This is a genomic window from Streptomyces graminilatus (assembly GCF_001418565.1).
GTDB lineage: Bacteria > Actinomycetota > Actinomycetes > Streptomycetales > Streptomycetaceae > Streptomyces > Streptomyces graminilatus.
The window spans coordinates 23,300-39,008 of the sequence record NZ_LIQQ01000097.1 but is presented as its reverse complement, the minus strand read 5'-3'; the positions used below and the strand labels follow the sequence as shown (position 1 = coordinate 39,008).

Below are 15,709 nucleotides of genomic sequence, written 5' to 3'. Positions count from 1 at the left end.
GAGCGTGGATCGGCGGCCTGGCCCTGGCGGCGGGCCTCGGGGTCACCTCCCCGGCGGTGGTCGGGGCGGGCCTGGCGCTGCTGGGCCTGGGCGTGGCGGGGGTGGCGTACGCGGTGGACCGGCGGGCGGCGAGGGTGACTCCGTCGGTGGGCCGGGAGCGCGTGGTGGCGTCGCACATGCCGGCGCGGGCGGCGGAGCCGGTGCGGGCGCACCACTGAGGTACGTGGTCACGGGATTCCCACGTCCTCGGTGGTCATTGCCAGCAGGACCAGGGAGTCGTGCTCGGCCGTGCCGGGCGGGGCCTGGTAGATCAGCATGCGCCGGCCCTCGCCGGCCGTGCTGAGCACCTCGTTGGCGAGGGTGATCGGGCCGATCACCGGGTGCCGGAACGCGGTCTCGCCGGCGCGCTTGACCCATACCTCGTGCCGGCGCCACAGAGCTGCGAACTCGCCGCTGGCCGCTGCCAGTTCGGCTACCAGCGAGGCAGTCCGCTCCGGGGCGGTCAGTTCGGCGGTGTGCAGGTGCGCGACGCTGTTGCGTGCCACCCGGTCCCAGTCGGCGAATAGGGTGCGCGCGGCCGTATGCAGGAAGGTGTACCGGATCGTGTTGCGCTGTGCGGGCGGCCAGTCGCCGAGTCCGGGCATCAGCGCGAGGCCCTCCGGGTTCGCGGCCAGCACGTCGTTGACGTCGTCGAGCACGTACGCCGGGCTGGGCCGGACCGACTCCAGCAGCAGCCGCAGGCCAGGGCCGGCTGGCCGCGGGTCGGCGGGCCCCCGGCGCGGTGTCCGCCCGGCGACCCGGTCGGCGAGGCCGAGCAGGTGGGCGTGCTCGTCGGCGGTGAGCCGCAGGGCCCGGGCCAACGCGCCCAGTACCGCGTCGCTGGGCGCGGTCTCCCGCCCTGCTCGATCCGGATGTAGTAGTCCACGCTCACGCCGGCCAGCACCGCCAGCTCCTCGCGGCGCAGCCCGGGTGTGCGCCGGGCGCCCGGCCCGGTGGGCAGCCCGACGTCGGCCGGGCCGATCCGCCCGCGCCGGATCCGAAGGAACTCGGCCATCGCGTTCACGACGTCGAGTCTGCCACCGGCCGATGCGCTCCTGGGTGGCCGTGTCACACCCAGGAATCGCACGGCCTTCCCGGAACCGGCCCGGCGGCGCAGCCTCGCATCATGACTGACGCGATCATCATCGGTGGCGGCTCCGGCATGGGCCTCGTCCTGGCCCGGACTCTGCTTGCCGAGGACATGAATGTGACGATCGTCGGCCGATCCGCCGACCGGCTCTCGACGGCCCGGGCGGAACTGGAACGCCCCGGTCACGGCCAAATCAGCACGATCACGGCCGACATGGGGCGGGAGGAGGAGGTGGCCGGACTGTTCGCCCAGGTGGAACGCGTGGAACACGTGGCGGTCACCGCTGCGGACGCGACCGGCGTGTACGGCCGGACCGCCGACGTCGCCACCGCGACCGCACGGGCCATCGTGGATACCAAGCTGCTCGGTGCCTGGCTGGTCGGCAAGCACGCGGCCGGACGAGTCACCGGCTCGATCACCTATACCTCGGGCATCAACGCGTACCGGCCGAACGGGTCGAACACCATCATGGCCGCGGCCAACGGCGCGCTCGCGTCACTGGCGTACGGGCTGGCGATCGAACTGGCCCCCGCGCGAGTGAACGTCATCTCCCCCGGCTGGGTGGACACCCCCATCTGGGACCAACTCGGCATGGACAAACAAGCAGCCTTCGCCGCCCTGGCCGCGCGACTCCCGGCCCGCCGCGTCGGCACCCCCGACGACATCGCCCAGGCATTCCTGTCGGTGATGCGCAACGGATTCATCACCGGGACCGTCCTGCACGTCGATGGAGGACACCGCATCACCTGATCCGGCACCCGGACACCCGGCATCGGCGCCGCTCACCCGCTCCTCGCGGAGAACGATCTCCACCAACGTGGAATCCCGGCGCCGCGAAAGACCAAGACCAAGACCAAGACCAACACCCGCTGGTGAAGGCGTTTTTGTCGGTACCCCAGGACGTCACCGACGCGCCGCTCCTGGCCGGTTGCCGTGAACCGTTGGCCTCGCGCAGCGAAGCTTGACCGATTCTCAGCGAAGGCTGCTGGCCGGCGTTTTTCTCAGCGGTGGTTGAGCGTGCGGGTCAACGCGTGTACTGAGTATGGGAACTCATGTGCTCCAGGGCGGCGGCTGACAGGCTTCGCGTGTGACGAGTGGCAGAGGGGCGCTGACAGCCCTGCATCTCTTTCTGGTCTGGGCGACGATGGCGGCTGTGGTGCCGGCGCTCGGCTTCGGGCTGGTGCTGATGGCCTGGGGTGGTGGGTCCGGTGCGACGGCGCTGATCTTCGCGTTGGGTGTGCCGCTGGCGGTGGTCCTGCTGGCCATGGCAGGCCTACCGGCGCGGACCGTGGTGCCGCTGTGCGGCTCCGTGTCGCAGCGGCACGGCTGGGCGGTCCTGGTGTTCGTCCTGGGCACGCTCGGCGTCCTGGCAGGGCTGGCCGCCTACAGCGGGGACGTCGATCTGGGGGGCGACAGTACCCGGATCGCGCTGACGGGGGTGCCGTACGCGGTGGCCGCGGCGTTCTTCGTGCCAGACCGGTGGATACGGCTCGGGGCGGTGGCCGTCCTCGCCGCCGCAGTGGTCTACGGGGGCTTCATCGGCCCGACCCAGTCGCGACAGCGTCGGCACGCGGCGGAGGTCGCGCGGTACCGGGAGCATCAAGAACTGCTGTACGTGATCGTTACGCCGCCCGGCATGCGAGCAGCCCGTGCCGAGGCCGGCCCCGCCTCCTTCAGCGTTGAGTACCACTCCGTTCGGCAGGACGCGTACGTGGCTCTCATCGTGCGCTCGCCGCTCACACCGAAACCCCAATGCCCCAAACCCGTGGAGAAGCACGTGACCTGCACGGTGGACCGACACGGCGAAACGCGTACGGTCCGCGATTTCTCCGCCGGTAACCGCGTCATCACCCTCACCCGCCGCCACCACAACGCGGAGGCCGAGGTCACCAGCAAGATGCTGGACGAACCCGCCCTGCGCCATCTCCTGAACACGCTGCACCCGCTGTCGGACACGGAGCTGGAGCAACTGATGCGGGAAAAGGTGATAGTTCACAGCCCTTGAGCCACGCTCGCCCGGGGCCCGGCACCGAAACCTGCACGTCTCACCATCGGTGAGGAGGGCGCCGGTCACCACCCTTCGCTGAGAATCGCTCAAGCTTCGCTGAGAGAGGTCAACCGTTGCGGGAGCCGGGGGGCAAGCGGAAGCGGAAGCGGATGGTCCAGGCGTCAGTTCACCGCGGCCAGGGGCCGTCGGCCTCACCAGGGGATGCGTGCCGGTGGGGCCGACGGTCGTGGCGTCAGCAGGGCATGTGTGCCGGTGGGGCTGACGGTCGTGGCGTCAGCAGTGCTTCAGGCCGTACCTGGTCGGGTCGGCGTCGAACGAGCTGGGAGTGAACACCCAGTCGGCCGGCACATAGCCCTCCTGCCCGTCGCTGCTCCAGTCGGGCCTGGTGCGGTACCAGGTCGTGTTGCCGCCGCCGTGCAGTCCGCCCTCCGACCAGCAGGTGAAGTAGCTGAACGTCGACTTCAGCAGACCGTTGAAGGGGCTTTCGTGGAACGGCCGCTCCCGGGTCGGCGCATCTCCGTAGTTCCCGCACCACAGCCGACCGTCCTGAGCGCGCACACCGCACTCGGGCGCTGCTGATGTCGCAGCCTGTGCCGAGGGAGCTGCCAGGATTCCGGCCAGCGCGGCGACCACCGTGACAGATGCCGCGGTTGCCTTGATGTGTTTCACGATCATGTCTCTCCCCGTCGTCTACGGGCGCCTTTCGAGGCACGGCTGTGGCTGGACAGATTCCGGCCGCGTTCGCGCGCCCATGAGTTCACCGTCACCGGCTCCTCGCCACCGTGGCGGGGACCGGTGCCTGGAAGGTATCCGTGGCAGCACAGGACGAGGCATCCGGAAGATTCCGGAGTGACGCGCTTCCGGTGACAGTCCGTCAGCCCCTGCGTGGCGGGCGACAGCGCGCGGGCCTCCAACAGGCCGTTGCTCACAGCCTGTTGGAGGACATCGCGTATTGGCTTGCAGATGAACGTCTTCGACGTGGTCCGCTGAGGTCGTCTCCGACCCCAGGGCGCGGTGAAGGTGCCCGTACTCCCACGCCGTCGTCAGCTACGGAGTGTCCGGCACCCGGCCGACTCCGCCCGATGGGACAAGCCTCAGGCGATGGCAACTGCACGTGCACACCAAGTAGCGGAGCCCAGGAACGCCGCTCTCCCGGGGCTCCGCGTCCTGGCATCGGTCATGGGTGCCGATGGAGCAGAGACCTGAGACGTACGGGCGTTCCGGCGTCAAAGCAGACTCGGCGGCGCGGGTCACTAGTCCGTCCCCCGGTTGTCGGCGTTGGTCATCGGGTAGAGCGGGATCACGTTCCAGGTGCCGCCCCTCGGGTCCCGGTGGTCCCCGTCGTGCCCGTGGGGGAGTACGCAGGCCCCCGCCTCGCTGAGGATCGGGGCGCGGTAGAACAGCGAGGCGCGGATCTGCCCGCACCGGGTTCCGCTTGCCGTCGGTGAGGTCATCGGTCGCCTCCGGCGTAGGCGATGCGGTAGGCGGCCCAGAGTTCCCGCCCACCCTGGCAGCCGTCCTGGGCTTTGCGTACGCCCTTGCAGTCGGCGCACTTGCGGGTGTGCTCGAACCACAGGCGATAGGCGCGCAGCATGGGCAACTCGGCCTGCCGGACGGCGACGGTGACTCCTGTGCACTTGGCCGCGGTCATCGGACGCCACCTCCGGCCGGGACCGCGTGGATGTCGGGGGTGGCGAGGCAGAGACGGAAGGGAGCCGACCTTGTGCCCACATCCGGGACCTGGTCGCAGAGAGCGGGCAGATAAGGCCGGGAAAGACGGGACGCGGAACCGTCCAGGACCCCACGATCAGAGCTGTACGGCGACCTCCGCCGAGCGGGGACTCGCACCACCCGACGCGCCTGGTCGCGCATGTCTGCCCTGTTCAAAGACCTACGCATTGCCGTCGAGGCTTTCCGACGAGCACCGGTCGACGGCAGCAGGTGGGTGAGCACCCAGAGGGCCGGGACCAGCACGAGCCAGTGCAGCGCGGCAGCGCTACGCTCGGCCATGTTCATCAACTCCAGTTCAGTTGGTGGGTCGTGACCTCGGACGTTCACGCGTCGCGGGGGCACTTGCCGTTCACCCGACCAGCGTTGACCTCTGACCGTTCGCTGGGGAGTTGACGAGCGTTGACAGTTACTCTGGGGATTCGGGTCAACACACAGGATCACGTGAAGGGGACTTCATGGCCGACGGGTTCGGGCCCCGCCTCCGGGTTCTCCTGGCCGACAAGGGCGTGAGCATGCGCGCCGCCGCACGTTCCCTCAACTACGACGTGGCCTATCTGTCCCGTGTCATCAATGGCAGGCAGCACCCTTCGGGGCAGTTGGCCAGAGCCTTGGACGAACTACTCGGCACAGATGGGGAGTTACTCTCGCTGGCAGTACGCGACGCGCCGTCTCCCGTATCGGAGCATCCGCCAGGGCCGACCGCTGAGATCGAACGCATGAAGGCCGGTGCGGCTTATCTGCTGGACCATGCCGACCGGCACGGTGGTGATACGGTCGCGCCTGCGGCCGTCCAGGTATGGCAGTCGGCGCAGCGAAAGCTTGACTCCGGAGAGATTCCCGAAAGCGACCAGAGCCGCTATCTCTCGGCTGTCTCGGAAGCAGCCGAAGTTGCGGGATGGCTGCTCTTCGACGCCGGAAAGTTCACTTCTGCTCGTGCGGCATTCCTTGAATCGCACATGTTGGCCCGGCATGCCGGGGATCGAAAGATGCAATGGTTCGCGCTCGACATGCTTGCCATGGTGGATACCGAATGCTGTCGCCCTGGCGAAACGCGGAGAGTGGCCGAAGAACTCCTGTCGCAGCGGCGCACCCCGCCGAGGGTCGCTCTCTTGGCGCGGATGAGGCGCGGCAGGGCCCTCGCTCAAATGGGCGACCGCCAACGTGCGCTTTCCGACCTCGAAGCAGCAAGGGGCGGGCTTGAGGACTCCCTTACCGCACGGGATCCCGAATGGGCATGGTGGGTGAACACCTGTGAAGTGACTGGCCATTCAGGTCAGGCTCTTCTGGATCTGGGCCACCCCGAGGCAGCCATGTCGGAGTTCCGGTCCAGCCTCCAGCACGCAACTCCTCGGGGTGCCATGCTTTATCGGGCTGAACTCCTGCGGTGCCATGTCGCAGTCAAGGCATGGCGTGCTGCGGAGGCGGAGCTGGAAGAGATCTCAGCGCTCCTGGACGATATCCACTCAGGAAGAAACCGGCGATCAGTACACCAGTCATTGAAGGCCGTCCATCGAGAGTCAGGCGTCCCGTCCGTCCTTGCGAGTCTGGCCAGTGAGACGGAAAGTCGGTTGCGGACCTTCGAAGTTGCGTAGAGCCGACCCCACGGCGAGACGATCTCTGCGGCTACGCTTCGACGGCGCAGCGGAGACCGAGGGAGACCGTGAACCGACCGCTGCTGTTCCTCGACGTGGACGGGCCGCTCAACCCTTATGCGGCCCAGCCGGAAAGGCGCCCCGACGGCTACACCACGATCAGAGTGCCCCGGGACAGCGGAACTTCGGACGAATGCCCTGGACTCTCTTCCCGGCGGCGCCCGCTGAGGGTCTGGCTCAATCCGGAGCACGGGCGGCACCTGCTCCAGCTCGGCTTTGAACTGTGTTGGGCGACCACCTGGATGAGTAAGGCCAACCAGTGGATCGCGCCGGTGCTCGGGCTACCCGAACTCCCCTTCGTCGACTTCGGCGACGCCCTGTTCCAGGAACGCCCCGACGGGGTCCACTGGAAGACAAGTCGCCTGGTCGACTACGCCGACGGCCGTCCCTTCGCCTGGGTGGATGACGAACAGAGCGATCTGGACCAGGTGTACGTGACCGCGCACCACCTCGGCCCAGGGCTCCTGCACCACGTCAACCCGCGCATCGGACTGCGTGAGAACGACTTCCACGCGCTCGCCGACTTCGCCCGGTCGTCATCTTCGACGTTCCCGCCGGCTCAACCGTCGCCAGGGCGCGGTTCACCATCGGCATGAGTCCGGGGCGCCCAGGCGTCCGCTCCAAAAACAGGGCGCGGAAGCGCCGCCGCGCTGCGAAACTGTCCCGATGATCACCGTGCCTGCCGCTGCGCTGGATTCGTTGTACGGGCTCGCGTTCGGCGACGCCTTCGGTGACCGTTGGTTCCGCGTCCTGCGCCGGGAGGACGGTCAGGCAGGACTGGAGGCGCGGACGCTGCCCCCGGAGCCGCTGTGGCGGTGGAGTGACGACACCGCCCAAGCGCTCGTTCTCGTCCGGGAACTCGCCGAGGGCGGCGGCACCGTCGACCAGGACCGCCTCGCCCTGCGCTTCGCGACGGCCTACGCCGACGACACGCATCGCGGGTACGGAGCCTCGATGCATGACGTGCTCCGCAGGATCGGCGCGGGCGAGCCCTGGCAGGAGGTGGTTGCCGGACAGTTCGGCGGCCAAGGCTCCTGGGGCAACGGCGCGGCCATGCGTGCCGCCCCACTCGGCGCCTGGCACTCCGCCGACCTCGATGCGGTCGCTGAGCAGGCCGCCCGGCAGGGCGCGGTCTCGCACCATCACCCGGAGGCGGTCGTCGCGGCGGTGGCGGTCGCCCTTGCCGCGGCGCTGGCCACCCGCAGTCGGGGCGAGCCCGCCCCGGCCAGGTCGGACTTCCTTCAGGCAGTCGCCGAACGACTCCCCGACAGCGATGTCCGGTCCGGAGTCCGGGTCGCGGCCCGCATGCCGGAGCACACCTCGGTTCGGCACGCCGCGGAGGTCCTGGGCTCCGGCTACCGGATGTCAGGGCCCGACACCGTCCCGTACGCCCTGTGGTGCGCGGCGGGGCACCTCGACGATCTGCACGAGGGCTTGTGGATCACGGTCGCCGGGCGCGGCGACATCGACACCACCTGCGCCATCGCGGGCGGGGTGATCGCCGCGCGCACGGGCGTCGCCGCGCTCCCCCCTGCCTGGCACGCGGCCTGTGAACCGCTGCCCCCGGTCGTGACGGAGTAGGAACTCCTGTCGGGACGAGTTCAGGGACGGGCCGGCACATCCCGGGGCTGGGGCCGGGGGCCGGGGCGACGGCGGACTGATGGCTGCTGCCGGGGGCGCAGTAGCGAGGCCGTCGACTAGGTTACGAACCCTCCGTGAACGCCGTGGCGTGGTCGGCGGCCCACTGGCGAAAGGTTCGCGGCGCCGTCCCGAGGATGTCGGCCACCGTGGTGGTGACGTACGCGGGCTGTCCGACCGCCGCGCTCCACGCGGCGAGCAGCATGTCGACGACCGAGCTGGGCGCCGTACCTTCCGACAGGCTTCGGAACTCGTCCGGCGTCATCTCCTCGAACGTGATCCGGCGCTTCAGGACGTCACCGATGACGTCCACCTGCGCGGCCTGGGTCAGCGATTCGGGGCCCGTGAGGACGTAGTCGCCTCCGGCGTGTCCGTCCTGATGGAGCGTCCGTGCCACGACGGCTGCGACGTCGCGGTCGTCGACCGGTGCCGTCTCGGCGGCGCCGTAAGGCCACCGGACGACTTCGCCGGCCCGGATCGCGGGCCCCCACCAGACCGGCGAGTTCGACGCGAACATCCCCGGCCGGACGATCGTCGACTCGATCCCGGTGGCCGCGATGAGCCGCTCGATGTCGGCGTGCAGCGCCGCCATGGGATTGGGTTGCTGGAAGAAGGGGTGCGGTGTCCGGTGCGGGGAGGAGAGGAAGACGATCCGCCGCACGTGGGCCGCCAGCCGCCCGACGACTGCCTCGGCGGTCCGAGGCGGGGCGGTCCAGACGAGGAAGACCGCACCGGCGCCGTTCAATGCCGGGTCGAGCGACTCGGGCACGGTGAGGTCGCCGGTGAAGACCTCGACCTTCCGCGGCAGCGTTGCCGCGCCCTCGGAGCGATGGATGAGGGCGCGGACCGGCACGCCCGCGTCGAGGAGCTGGTCGATGACGACGCGGCCCACCCGGCCCGTCGCGCCGGTCACGAGCACGGGAGGAATGTCTGTCTGATTCACGCCACCCATGAAAACGTTACTCGGTTCAAAACGCAACCCGGTAATGAATGTTGTGGTGGTCGGTGCGGTGGTCGGATGAGTTAGCCGACGGGACTGGGGGCCCGCAGGAGGAGCGGACACGCTCGCTGTCGGCTGTCATCACACCCCAACCGCGACCAGAGCCCGCTCTCCTCCCCGTCCTCCGCACCGGCGTCTACACAGACTCCCGCCACCCATTGGTGATAGGCAGCCGCCGGTCCTTCCCGAAGCCCTTCGCGGAGATCTTCGTGCCCGGCGGATACTGCCGCCGCTTGTACTCCGCCGTGTCCACCATCCGCAGCACCCGGGTCACCAGTTCCGCGTCGTAACCGGCCGCGACGATCGTGTCCGCGCCCGAGTCCCGGTCCACGTACATTGCGAGGACCGCGTCCAGCACCGGGTAGTCGGGGAGCGAGTCCGTGTCGATCTGCCCCGGACGCAGCTCCGCGCTCGGCGGCTTCGTGATCGAGTTCTCCGGGATCGGCGGAGTCTGGCCCCGTTCCGCCGCGGCCCTGTTGCGCCACTCGGCCAGGCGGAAGATCGACGTCTTGTACACGTCCTTGATCGGGCCGTACGCGCCCACCGAGTCGCCGTAGAGGGTCGAGTAACCGACCGCCAGTTCGGACTTGTTGCCCGGCGCCAGGACGATGTGGCCCTCCTGATTGGAGATCGCCATCAGCATCGTGCCGCGCAGACGGGACTGGAGGTTCTCCTCCGCCAGGCCCGTCAGGCCCAGCGAGTCCATGTACGCGTCGAACATCGGCGCGATCGGCACCGTACGGAAGTTCAGGCCCGTCCGCTTCGCCAGTTCCGCCGCGTCGCCGATCGAGTGGTCGGAGGAGTACTTCGACGGCATCGCCACGCCGTACACGTTCGCCGCGCCCACCGCGTCGCACGCCAGCGCGGCGACCAGCGCCGAGTCGATACCGCCGGACAGGCCGATCAGGACCGAACTGAAGCCGTTCTTCTCGACGTACGCCCGCAGGCCGACCACCAGCGCCGAGTACATCTCCTCGTCGTCGTCCAGGCGGTCCGCGTACGCGCCCGTCAGCTCGGCTTCGTACGGAGGCAACGGGGCTTCAGACAGCACCACTCGGTCGATGCGCAGGCCGTCGTCCACCACGCCCACCGGCGCGTCCGCCAGGGCCGCCGGCAGGTCCAGGTCCAGGACCACGCAGCCCTCCGTGAACTGGGGCGCCCGCGCGATCACTTCGCCGTTCCGGTCGACCACGATCGAGTCGCCGTCGAAGACCAGTTCGTCCTGGCCGCCGACCATCGCGAGGTAGGCGGTCGTGCAGCCCGCCTCCTGGGCGCGCTTGCGGACCAGCTCCAGACGGGTGTCGTCCTTGTCGCGCTCGTACGGGGAGGCGTTGATCGACAGGAGCAGGCCCGCCTTCGCCGAGCGTGCCGCCGGGACCCGGCCGCCGTCCTGCCAGAGGTCCTCGCAGATGGCCAGGGCCACGTCCACGCCGTGCACCCGCAGCACCGGCATCGTGTCGCCCGGTACGAAGTAGCGGAACTCGTCGAAGACGCCGTAGTTGGGGAGGTGGTGCTTGGCGTACGTCAGGAGCACCTCGCCCCTGTGCAGGACCGCGCCCGCGTTGCGCGGGGAGCCGGCCGGGCGGCCGAACTTCGGCAGGTCGCTCTCGGACCGGTCGAGGTAGCCGAGGACCACCGGCAGTTCGCCGAAGCCCTCGTCGGCGAGGCGCGCGGCGAGGGAGCGCAGGGCCGCGCGGGACGCCTCCACGAAGGACGAGCGCAGCGCGAGATCCTCGACGGGGTACCCGGTCAGCACCATCTCCGGGAACGCCACGAGGTGCGCTCCCTGCTCGGCGGAGTGCCGGGTCCAGCGGACGACCGAGTCCGCGTTCCCGGCGATGTCGCCGACGCGCGAGTCGATCTGGTTCAGGGCGAGACGTAGTTGAGGCACGCCGCCAAGTGTAATCGTCAATACGACGCGATGGGGTGGCGGAGGAGTGTGGCCCGCCCCACGCCAGGGCTGGGGGCTGGGGGCTGGGGAGCGGGCCTCGGGTCTGCCGGTCACCTTCCGCTCCGCCAGGTCCTCGACGTCGTGCGGGGCAGGCAGGCGGTACGGCTTCTCAGTGGATCGTGAACGAGGTGCCCGTCACGGTCACTCCGAGGGTGACGTACGTGTTCGGCGGGAGGGTCTGGCTACAGGCCGGCCCCGTGTAGGTCCAGCACGCGCTGGCCCGATACGAGCCGGTGTGGTAATCGCCCCGGTACGGCATGCTGGCCGAATACGTGCCCGCACTGCCGTAGAAGCCGAAGTTGGCATAAGGGACCCGGGTCGTGTACCAGCAGGCATTGCCGGTCTGGCAGATGTTCTGCTTGCTGATGGACGGCTCGACACCCGAGATGCCTTTCTCGACCGCGAGCAATGCACCGGTGGCCGGGTCGAGAGTCACTGTCTTCGGTGTTTCGGAATTCAGCAACTTCACTTCAGCGGCGGTGAATGATGCTTTCCGTTGTGCGGACTCGGACGCCGCGGCCTGGCTGATCATGGGCACGGTGGCGACAGCGGCCAGGAACAGCGCCACGAACCCCGACGCACAGCGAGATCGTAAATTCACTGAATGCCTCGTTTCTTTGCTTGGTCGGCTGCATCGCGCATCTTGAGGCTAACGGCTCTTCAGTTTCCCCGGCAGCTGGTCGCTGGAGAATGACCAAGTCCGCCCGCCCGGAATCGGCCATTCATACCACTGGCCTCGATCTTTTGTGACGGCCGGTGGCGCTGAACTTCCCATCGGTGAAGAATTCTGCTTCCGGGTACGCCGAAGCCCCGGCCCCCGGACGGTGAACGCTCCGGGGACCAGGGCTTCGGGGCAGGCTGTCGGGTCAGTTGTGGCTGTACGACTCCACGTAACCGCTCGCGGGCGAACCCACGCCCGTCACGTCGTCGTAGCCGCGTACCGCCTGAAGCGAGCTGTCCTTGCCGAGGCTGCGGACCGACATGAGGAAGCCCTGCGAGGCGTCGAAGCCGTTGGCGAAGTCCCGGCGGGCCACGGCGAGTCCGAACCCCGTGGGGTTGTCGGTCACGTCGTGGTAGACCCCGGCGTGCGACGCGAACGTCCCGTAGATCGCCGGGTTGGCGAAGCCGATCGGCGTGCCGCCGCGGGCCTCCTGCGCGAGGGCCTGCACGGCCGCGATCACCGGTGCCGCCAGGGACGTACCGCCGATGCGGTACTCGCTGTACGCGGTGCCACCCGTCGGCAGGCTCTGGGTCTGGCCGACCTTGAAGCCGGTGTTCGGGTCGGCGATCGCCGCGATGTCCGGCACGACCCGGTTGCCCTTGTCGCTGTTGGCCTTCGCCAGGTAGTCCGGCACCAGGCCCTGCTGGTAGTCGGGCTGAGCGACGGTCGCGCTGGTGCCGCCGCCCGCGCCGGAGGTGTAGGCGCCCGGGAAGTTCACCCAGCTCTTGCGGTCGGCGGACAGGGCGGCCTTCTCGGTGCCCCAGCCGGTCTCCCACAGGTATGTGTCACCCCGGCCGACCGCCAGCGACGTACCGCCGACCGCCGTCACCCACGCCGAGTCGGCGGGAGTGTCGACCTGCTTCCGGCCGGTGTTGACGACCTCGTCGCCGTCGTCGCCGGAGGAGAAGTAGTAGCCGATGCCCTGGACCGCGCCGAGCTTGAACACCTGGTCGTAGGCGGCGGCCAGCTCCGGGGTCTGGTCGGCCTCGGTGCCGCCCCACGAGTTGGAGACGATGTCGGCGAGGTGCTTGTCCACGACCTTGGCGAGCGAGTCGAGCAGGTCGTCGTCGTTGCAGGACGCGGAGCCGACGTACGTGATGTCGGCGCCCGGCGCGACCGCGTGCACGGCCTCGACGTCGAGGGTCTCCTCGCCGTACCAGCCGGCCGCCCCGCAGTCCTTGACGTGCGTGTACTTCGTCGGCAGGACCTGCTTGAGCTGGCCACCGCGGTAGGCGGCGTCGCCGTGCTTGGCCGCGTAGGTGGCGGCGTCGCGGGCGATGTACGGCGAGGCGTAGGCGTCGGTGATGGCGACGCGCACCTTCTTGCCGGTCCAGCTGCCCGCGCCGTACGCGGCCCGCAACTGCTTGCCCGTGTAGCCCTCGACGGCGTACGGGACGTGGGCGCCGTACGCCGTGGGCAGCGAGGCGGAGACGTTCGAGCCGTAGTACGTCGAGAACGGCCCCGCGGTACGGAACACGGTCTCCGGCGGCGGCAGCGTGTCGTCGTGGGTCGCCGTGTGCGGGGCGTTGTCCAGACCCGTGACGGCCAGGACGGCACCGTTCAGACTCGCCGGCGCGGAGGCGGTGACCGCTGGCGCCCGGTAGGTCCTGCCGTCCTTGGCGTAGTTGTGCAGCTGGGTGCCGAAGGCCTTCTCGGCGGCGGCCACGTCACCGGTGACCGTGACGTAGTGCGCCGTGACGCCGGTGACCGTGAGGCCCGACGCCTTCAGCCACGCCTTGACGGCGGCGACCTGGGCCGGGGAGGCCCCGAAGCGCTGCTGGACCTGCTCGGTGGTCAGGTACTTGCCGTACACGGCGGACGTCGGGTCGGAGACGGCCTTCGCGTACGCGGCCAGACCGGTGGCGTCCCGGCCGGCGAAGTAGACCCGGGCGCTGACCTGGGAGCTGTCGGGCGTGGCTCCCTTGTCGGCCTGGGCGGTGGCCCACACGGGCCTGGTACCGGCGAGCTTGTGCCGGCCCTGGGCGTCCGCGGCATGGGCCGCGGGTATGCCGAGCGCCAGCGTGCCGGCGAGCAGCGGCAGTGTGGCCGCCAGGCTCATGCCGGCGCGCCTGATGGCGCGAGTGGATCTCATGGAACCCCCTGGTGCGGTTCAACGCGAGCAAGGCGAGTGATCTCTCGCCGCTGGCTCACTCTCGCGATGAACCGTTCATGTCAGGGGCATGGAGGGGGAATGGCTGTACCAAGAACACCCCAAGGGACCGTATACGCGGACGACTTGGGGTATTTGATCCGGGAAAACCGCGAGATCTAGGAAGTAGCGGTGGCCCCGCGCTCCTTCAGCATCCCCGCCATCAGGGAGATCTCCGACTCCTGCGCGTTGACCATGCCCTGCGCGAGCCGCTTCTCCACCCCCACCTCGCACCGCTCCACACAGCCCCGCGCCATGTGTACGCCGCCCTGGTGGTGCTTGGTCATCAACTGGAGATAGAAGATCTCGGCCTGCTTGCCGCTCAGTTTGCCCAGCTTCGCCAGCTCGGTGTTGGTCGCCATGCCCGGCATCAGCGCGCCGTCCTTGCCGTCGGCCATGCCCGCCATGTCCATCCAGGCCATGGGTGCGGCCGAGGACACCTTGGGCAGCTCCCACAGGTCGAGCCAGCCCAGCAGCATCCCGCGCTGGTTGGCCTGCGTCTGCGAGATGTCGTACGCGAGCCGCCGGATCTCCTCGTTGGTCGTACGGTCGCGCACGACGTACGACATCTCGACGGCCTGCTGATGGTGGACGGCCATGTCACGGGCGAAGCCCGCGTCCGCCGAGTCGGCCGCGGGTGCCTTCGTCCCGGAGTCGTCGCCGTCGGCGACCGCGTAGGTGATCGCGCCGGCCGCGACGAGCGCCGTCGCGGCGGCACCGGCGATCCAGACCGCCCGGCTCACTGGGACAGCCCGTTCGTGCAGGCGGCGCCCGGCTCGGGGGTCTGCTTGCCCTGGACGAACTGCTCGAAGAACTTGTCCACGTTCGGGTCCTTCGCGCTCGTCACCGTGCGCTGCTTGCCCCAGGCGGACAGCATGATCGGGTCCGCCTGCTTGTCGTCCGGGCTCATCAGCGTGTACGGAGTCTTCTTCACCTTCGCCGCGAGCGCGTCGATGTCGGCCTTCGCCGCCTTGCTGTTGTACGTCACCCACACGGCCCCGTGCTCCAGCGAGTGCACGGCGTTCATGTTGTTGAGCGCCTTGGTGTAGACGTCGCCGTTGCAGTTCATCCAGACCTGGTTGTGGTCCCCGCCGACCGGGGGCTCCATCGGGTAGTCCACCTTCTTGGTGACGTGGTTCTGGGTGAGCTTCTTGTCCCAGGTCTTCACGCCGTCCGCGCCGGTGACGAACTTGCCCGCGCCCTTGCCGTCCGACGCCGAGGTGTCACTGCCGCCGGACTCCTTCTTCACGAGGAGCGTCGCGCCGACGGCCAGGCCGGCCACTATGGCGACGCTCACGCCGATCGTGAGGATCCGGTTCCGGAGCTCGCGCGAACGCTCGGCGCGCCGCATCTCCTCTATACGTGCCTTGCGCGCCGCGCTGCCACTGTCGTTGGCGCTCTTCTTGGCGGAACCCATGGGATCGATCCTTCTGGGGAAAGGGGCGGTCGGTTGGCCGGTCGATCGGTCGAACAGTGGAACTATCGAACAGTTGGTTGAGCGGTCTCTGATCGTAATCCGTGGCCACTGATCGTAATCCGCGACGGCCCGCAACGGCTCCCGTCGGCGGTCACCCATTACGGATGTCGCCGCGAGCAGGCAAGATGAGCAAAGGGCGGTGCACCTGCCGTACGTGAGGCGTTCACCCCAGGGTCGGCTGGACGATCAAGGTGCGCAATGCGCATGAAATGCTGTTGTGGTGGGATGCTCAGGTGCCCGACCGCCTTCCGTG

The 15,709-nt window shown here is 69.2% G+C and carries 15 protein-coding genes and 1 pseudogene; 6 read left to right on the top strand and 10 right to left on the bottom strand.

What is annotated here, in order from left to right; all coding sequences use genetic code 11:
• Positions 1 to 218 (top strand): annotated as a pseudogene (locus tag AOK08_RS10245) (MFS transporter); the annotation flags it as partial.
• A gap of 9 nt (positions 219 to 227) precedes the next feature.
• Here the strand turns inward: AOK08_RS10245 and AOK08_RS10240 are convergent.
• Complete coding sequence (locus AOK08_RS10240; protein WP_338400127.1) at positions 228 to 860, bottom strand: MmyB family transcriptional regulator; 633 nt, start codon at positions 858 to 860, stop codon at positions 228 to 230.
• Positions 861 to 1,165: 305 nt separating this feature from the next.
• On the opposite strand from AOK08_RS10240, the gene AOK08_RS10235 reads away from it, so the two are divergent.
• On the top strand, positions 1,166 to 1,879 hold the full coding sequence (locus AOK08_RS10235) for an SDR family oxidoreductase (RefSeq protein WP_055525170.1): 714 nt from the start codon (positions 1,166 to 1,168) through the stop codon (positions 1,877 to 1,879).
• Between the two features lie 337 nt (positions 1,880 to 2,216).
• Positions 2,217 to 3,134 (top strand): hypothetical protein, encoded by a 918-nt coding sequence (locus AOK08_RS10230; RefSeq protein ID WP_055525169.1) that lies wholly within the window; start codon positions 2,217 to 2,219, stop codon positions 3,132 to 3,134.
• A 276-nt stretch (positions 3,135 to 3,410) separates the two neighbouring features.
• Here AOK08_RS10230 and AOK08_RS10225 read toward each other — a convergent pair whose 3' ends face one another.
• The 3 genes from AOK08_RS10225 to AOK08_RS10215 all read right to left on the bottom strand — a co-directional run bounded on the left by AOK08_RS10225 (position 3,411) and on the right by AOK08_RS10215 (position 4,788).
• Complete coding sequence (locus AOK08_RS10225; protein WP_055525168.1) at positions 3,411 to 3,812, bottom strand: hypothetical protein; 402 nt, start codon at positions 3,810 to 3,812, stop codon at positions 3,411 to 3,413.
• Positions 3,813 to 4,390: 578 nt separating this feature from the next.
• Complete coding sequence (locus AOK08_RS10220; protein ID WP_055525167.1) at positions 4,391 to 4,591, bottom strand: hypothetical protein; 201 nt, start codon at positions 4,589 to 4,591, stop codon at positions 4,391 to 4,393.
• On the bottom strand, positions 4,588 to 4,788 hold the full coding sequence (locus tag AOK08_RS10215) for a hypothetical protein (protein WP_055525166.1): 201 nt from the start codon (positions 4,786 to 4,788) through the stop codon (positions 4,588 to 4,590). The genes AOK08_RS10220 and AOK08_RS10215 overlap by 4 nt, the downstream gene beginning before the upstream one ends.
• A gap of 535 nt (positions 4,789 to 5,323) precedes the next feature.
• On the opposite strand from AOK08_RS10215, the gene AOK08_RS42980 reads away from it, so the two are divergent.
• The 3 genes from AOK08_RS42980 (at position 5,324) to AOK08_RS10205 (ending at position 8,101) form a co-directional block, all read left to right on the top strand.
• Complete coding sequence (locus AOK08_RS42980; protein ID WP_079053954.1) at positions 5,324 to 6,460, top strand: helix-turn-helix domain-containing protein; 1,137 nt, start codon at positions 5,324 to 5,326, stop codon at positions 6,458 to 6,460.
• Positions 6,461 to 6,528: 68 nt separating this feature from the next.
• On the top strand, positions 6,529 to 7,116 hold the full coding sequence (locus tag AOK08_RS10210) for a hypothetical protein (protein WP_055525165.1): 588 nt from the start codon (positions 6,529 to 6,531) through the stop codon (positions 7,114 to 7,116).
• Positions 7,117 to 7,186: 70 nt separating this feature from the next.
• The gene (locus AOK08_RS10205) at positions 7,187 to 8,101 is read left to right on the top strand and encodes an ADP-ribosylglycohydrolase family protein (RefSeq protein WP_055525164.1); all 915 of its coding nucleotides are present in this window, start codon (positions 7,187 to 7,189) and stop codon (positions 8,099 to 8,101) included.
• Positions 8,102 to 8,222: 121 nt separating this feature from the next.
• Here AOK08_RS10205 and AOK08_RS10200 read toward each other — a convergent pair whose 3' ends face one another.
• From AOK08_RS10200 to AOK08_RS10175, 6 genes are all read right to left on the bottom strand, one after another.
• Positions 8,223 to 9,110 carry an SDR family oxidoreductase gene (locus AOK08_RS10200; RefSeq protein ID WP_055525163.1) on the bottom strand — a complete coding sequence of 296 codons (888 nt, stop codon included), beginning with the start codon at positions 9,108 to 9,110 and terminating at the stop codon, positions 8,223 to 8,225.
• Between the two features lie 184 nt (positions 9,111 to 9,294).
• Positions 9,295 to 11,049 (bottom strand): NAD+ synthase, encoded by a 1,755-nt coding sequence (locus AOK08_RS10195; protein ID WP_055525162.1) that lies wholly within the window; start codon positions 11,047 to 11,049, stop codon positions 9,295 to 9,297.
• A gap of 169 nt (positions 11,050 to 11,218) precedes the next feature.
• Positions 11,219 to 11,677 (bottom strand): hypothetical protein, encoded by a 459-nt coding sequence (locus tag AOK08_RS10190; RefSeq protein ID WP_055525161.1) that lies wholly within the window; start codon positions 11,675 to 11,677, stop codon positions 11,219 to 11,221.
• 298 nt (positions 11,678 to 11,975) lie between these two features.
• Positions 11,976 to 13,922 carry a S53 family peptidase gene (locus tag AOK08_RS10185; protein ID WP_055525160.1) on the bottom strand — a complete coding sequence of 649 codons (1,947 nt, stop codon included), beginning with the start codon at positions 13,920 to 13,922 and terminating at the stop codon, positions 11,976 to 11,978.
• A gap of 176 nt (positions 13,923 to 14,098) precedes the next feature.
• Entirely contained in the window at positions 14,099 to 14,722 is a 624-nt protein-coding gene (locus AOK08_RS10180) for a DUF305 domain-containing protein (protein WP_055525159.1), read from the bottom strand.
• Positions 14,719 to 15,396: a DUF3105 domain-containing protein gene (locus AOK08_RS10175; RefSeq protein WP_055525158.1), complete on the bottom strand. Its 678-nt coding sequence runs from the start codon at positions 15,394 to 15,396 to the stop codon at positions 14,719 to 14,721. Before AOK08_RS10175 ends, AOK08_RS10180 begins: the two co-directional genes overlap by 4 nt.
• Between the last annotated feature and the right edge of the window lie 313 nt (positions 15,397 to 15,709).

Coding starts and splice junctions, on each gene's coding strand:
- AOK08_RS10200 (WP_055525163.1), bottom strand. CDS start 9,110: ATGGGTGGCGTGAATCAGACAGACATTCCTCCCGTGCTCGTGACCGGC.
- AOK08_RS42980 (WP_079053954.1), top strand. CDS start 5,324: ATGGCCGACGGGTTCGGGCCCCGCCTCCGGGTTCTCCTGGCCGACAAG.
- AOK08_RS10225 (WP_055525168.1), bottom strand. CDS start 3,812: ATGATCGTGAAACACATCAAGGCAACCGCGGCATCTGTCACGGTGGTC.
- AOK08_RS10205 (WP_055525164.1), top strand. CDS start 7,187: ATGATCACCGTGCCTGCCGCTGCGCTGGATTCGTTGTACGGGCTCGCG.
- AOK08_RS10235 (WP_055525170.1), top strand. CDS start 1,166: ATGACTGACGCGATCATCATCGGTGGCGGCTCCGGCATGGGCCTCGTC.
- AOK08_RS10215 (WP_055525166.1), bottom strand. CDS start 4,788: ATGACCGCGGCCAAGTGCACAGGAGTCACCGTCGCCGTCCGGCAGGCC.
- AOK08_RS10220 (WP_055525167.1), bottom strand. CDS start 4,591: ATGACCTCACCGACGGCAAGCGGAACCCGGTGCGGGCAGATCCGCGCC.
- AOK08_RS10185 (WP_055525160.1), bottom strand. CDS start 13,922: ATGAGATCCACTCGCGCCATCAGGCGCGCCGGCATGAGCCTGGCGGCC.
- AOK08_RS10175 (WP_055525158.1), bottom strand. CDS start 15,396: ATGGGTTCCGCCAAGAAGAGCGCCAACGACAGTGGCAGCGCGGCGCGC.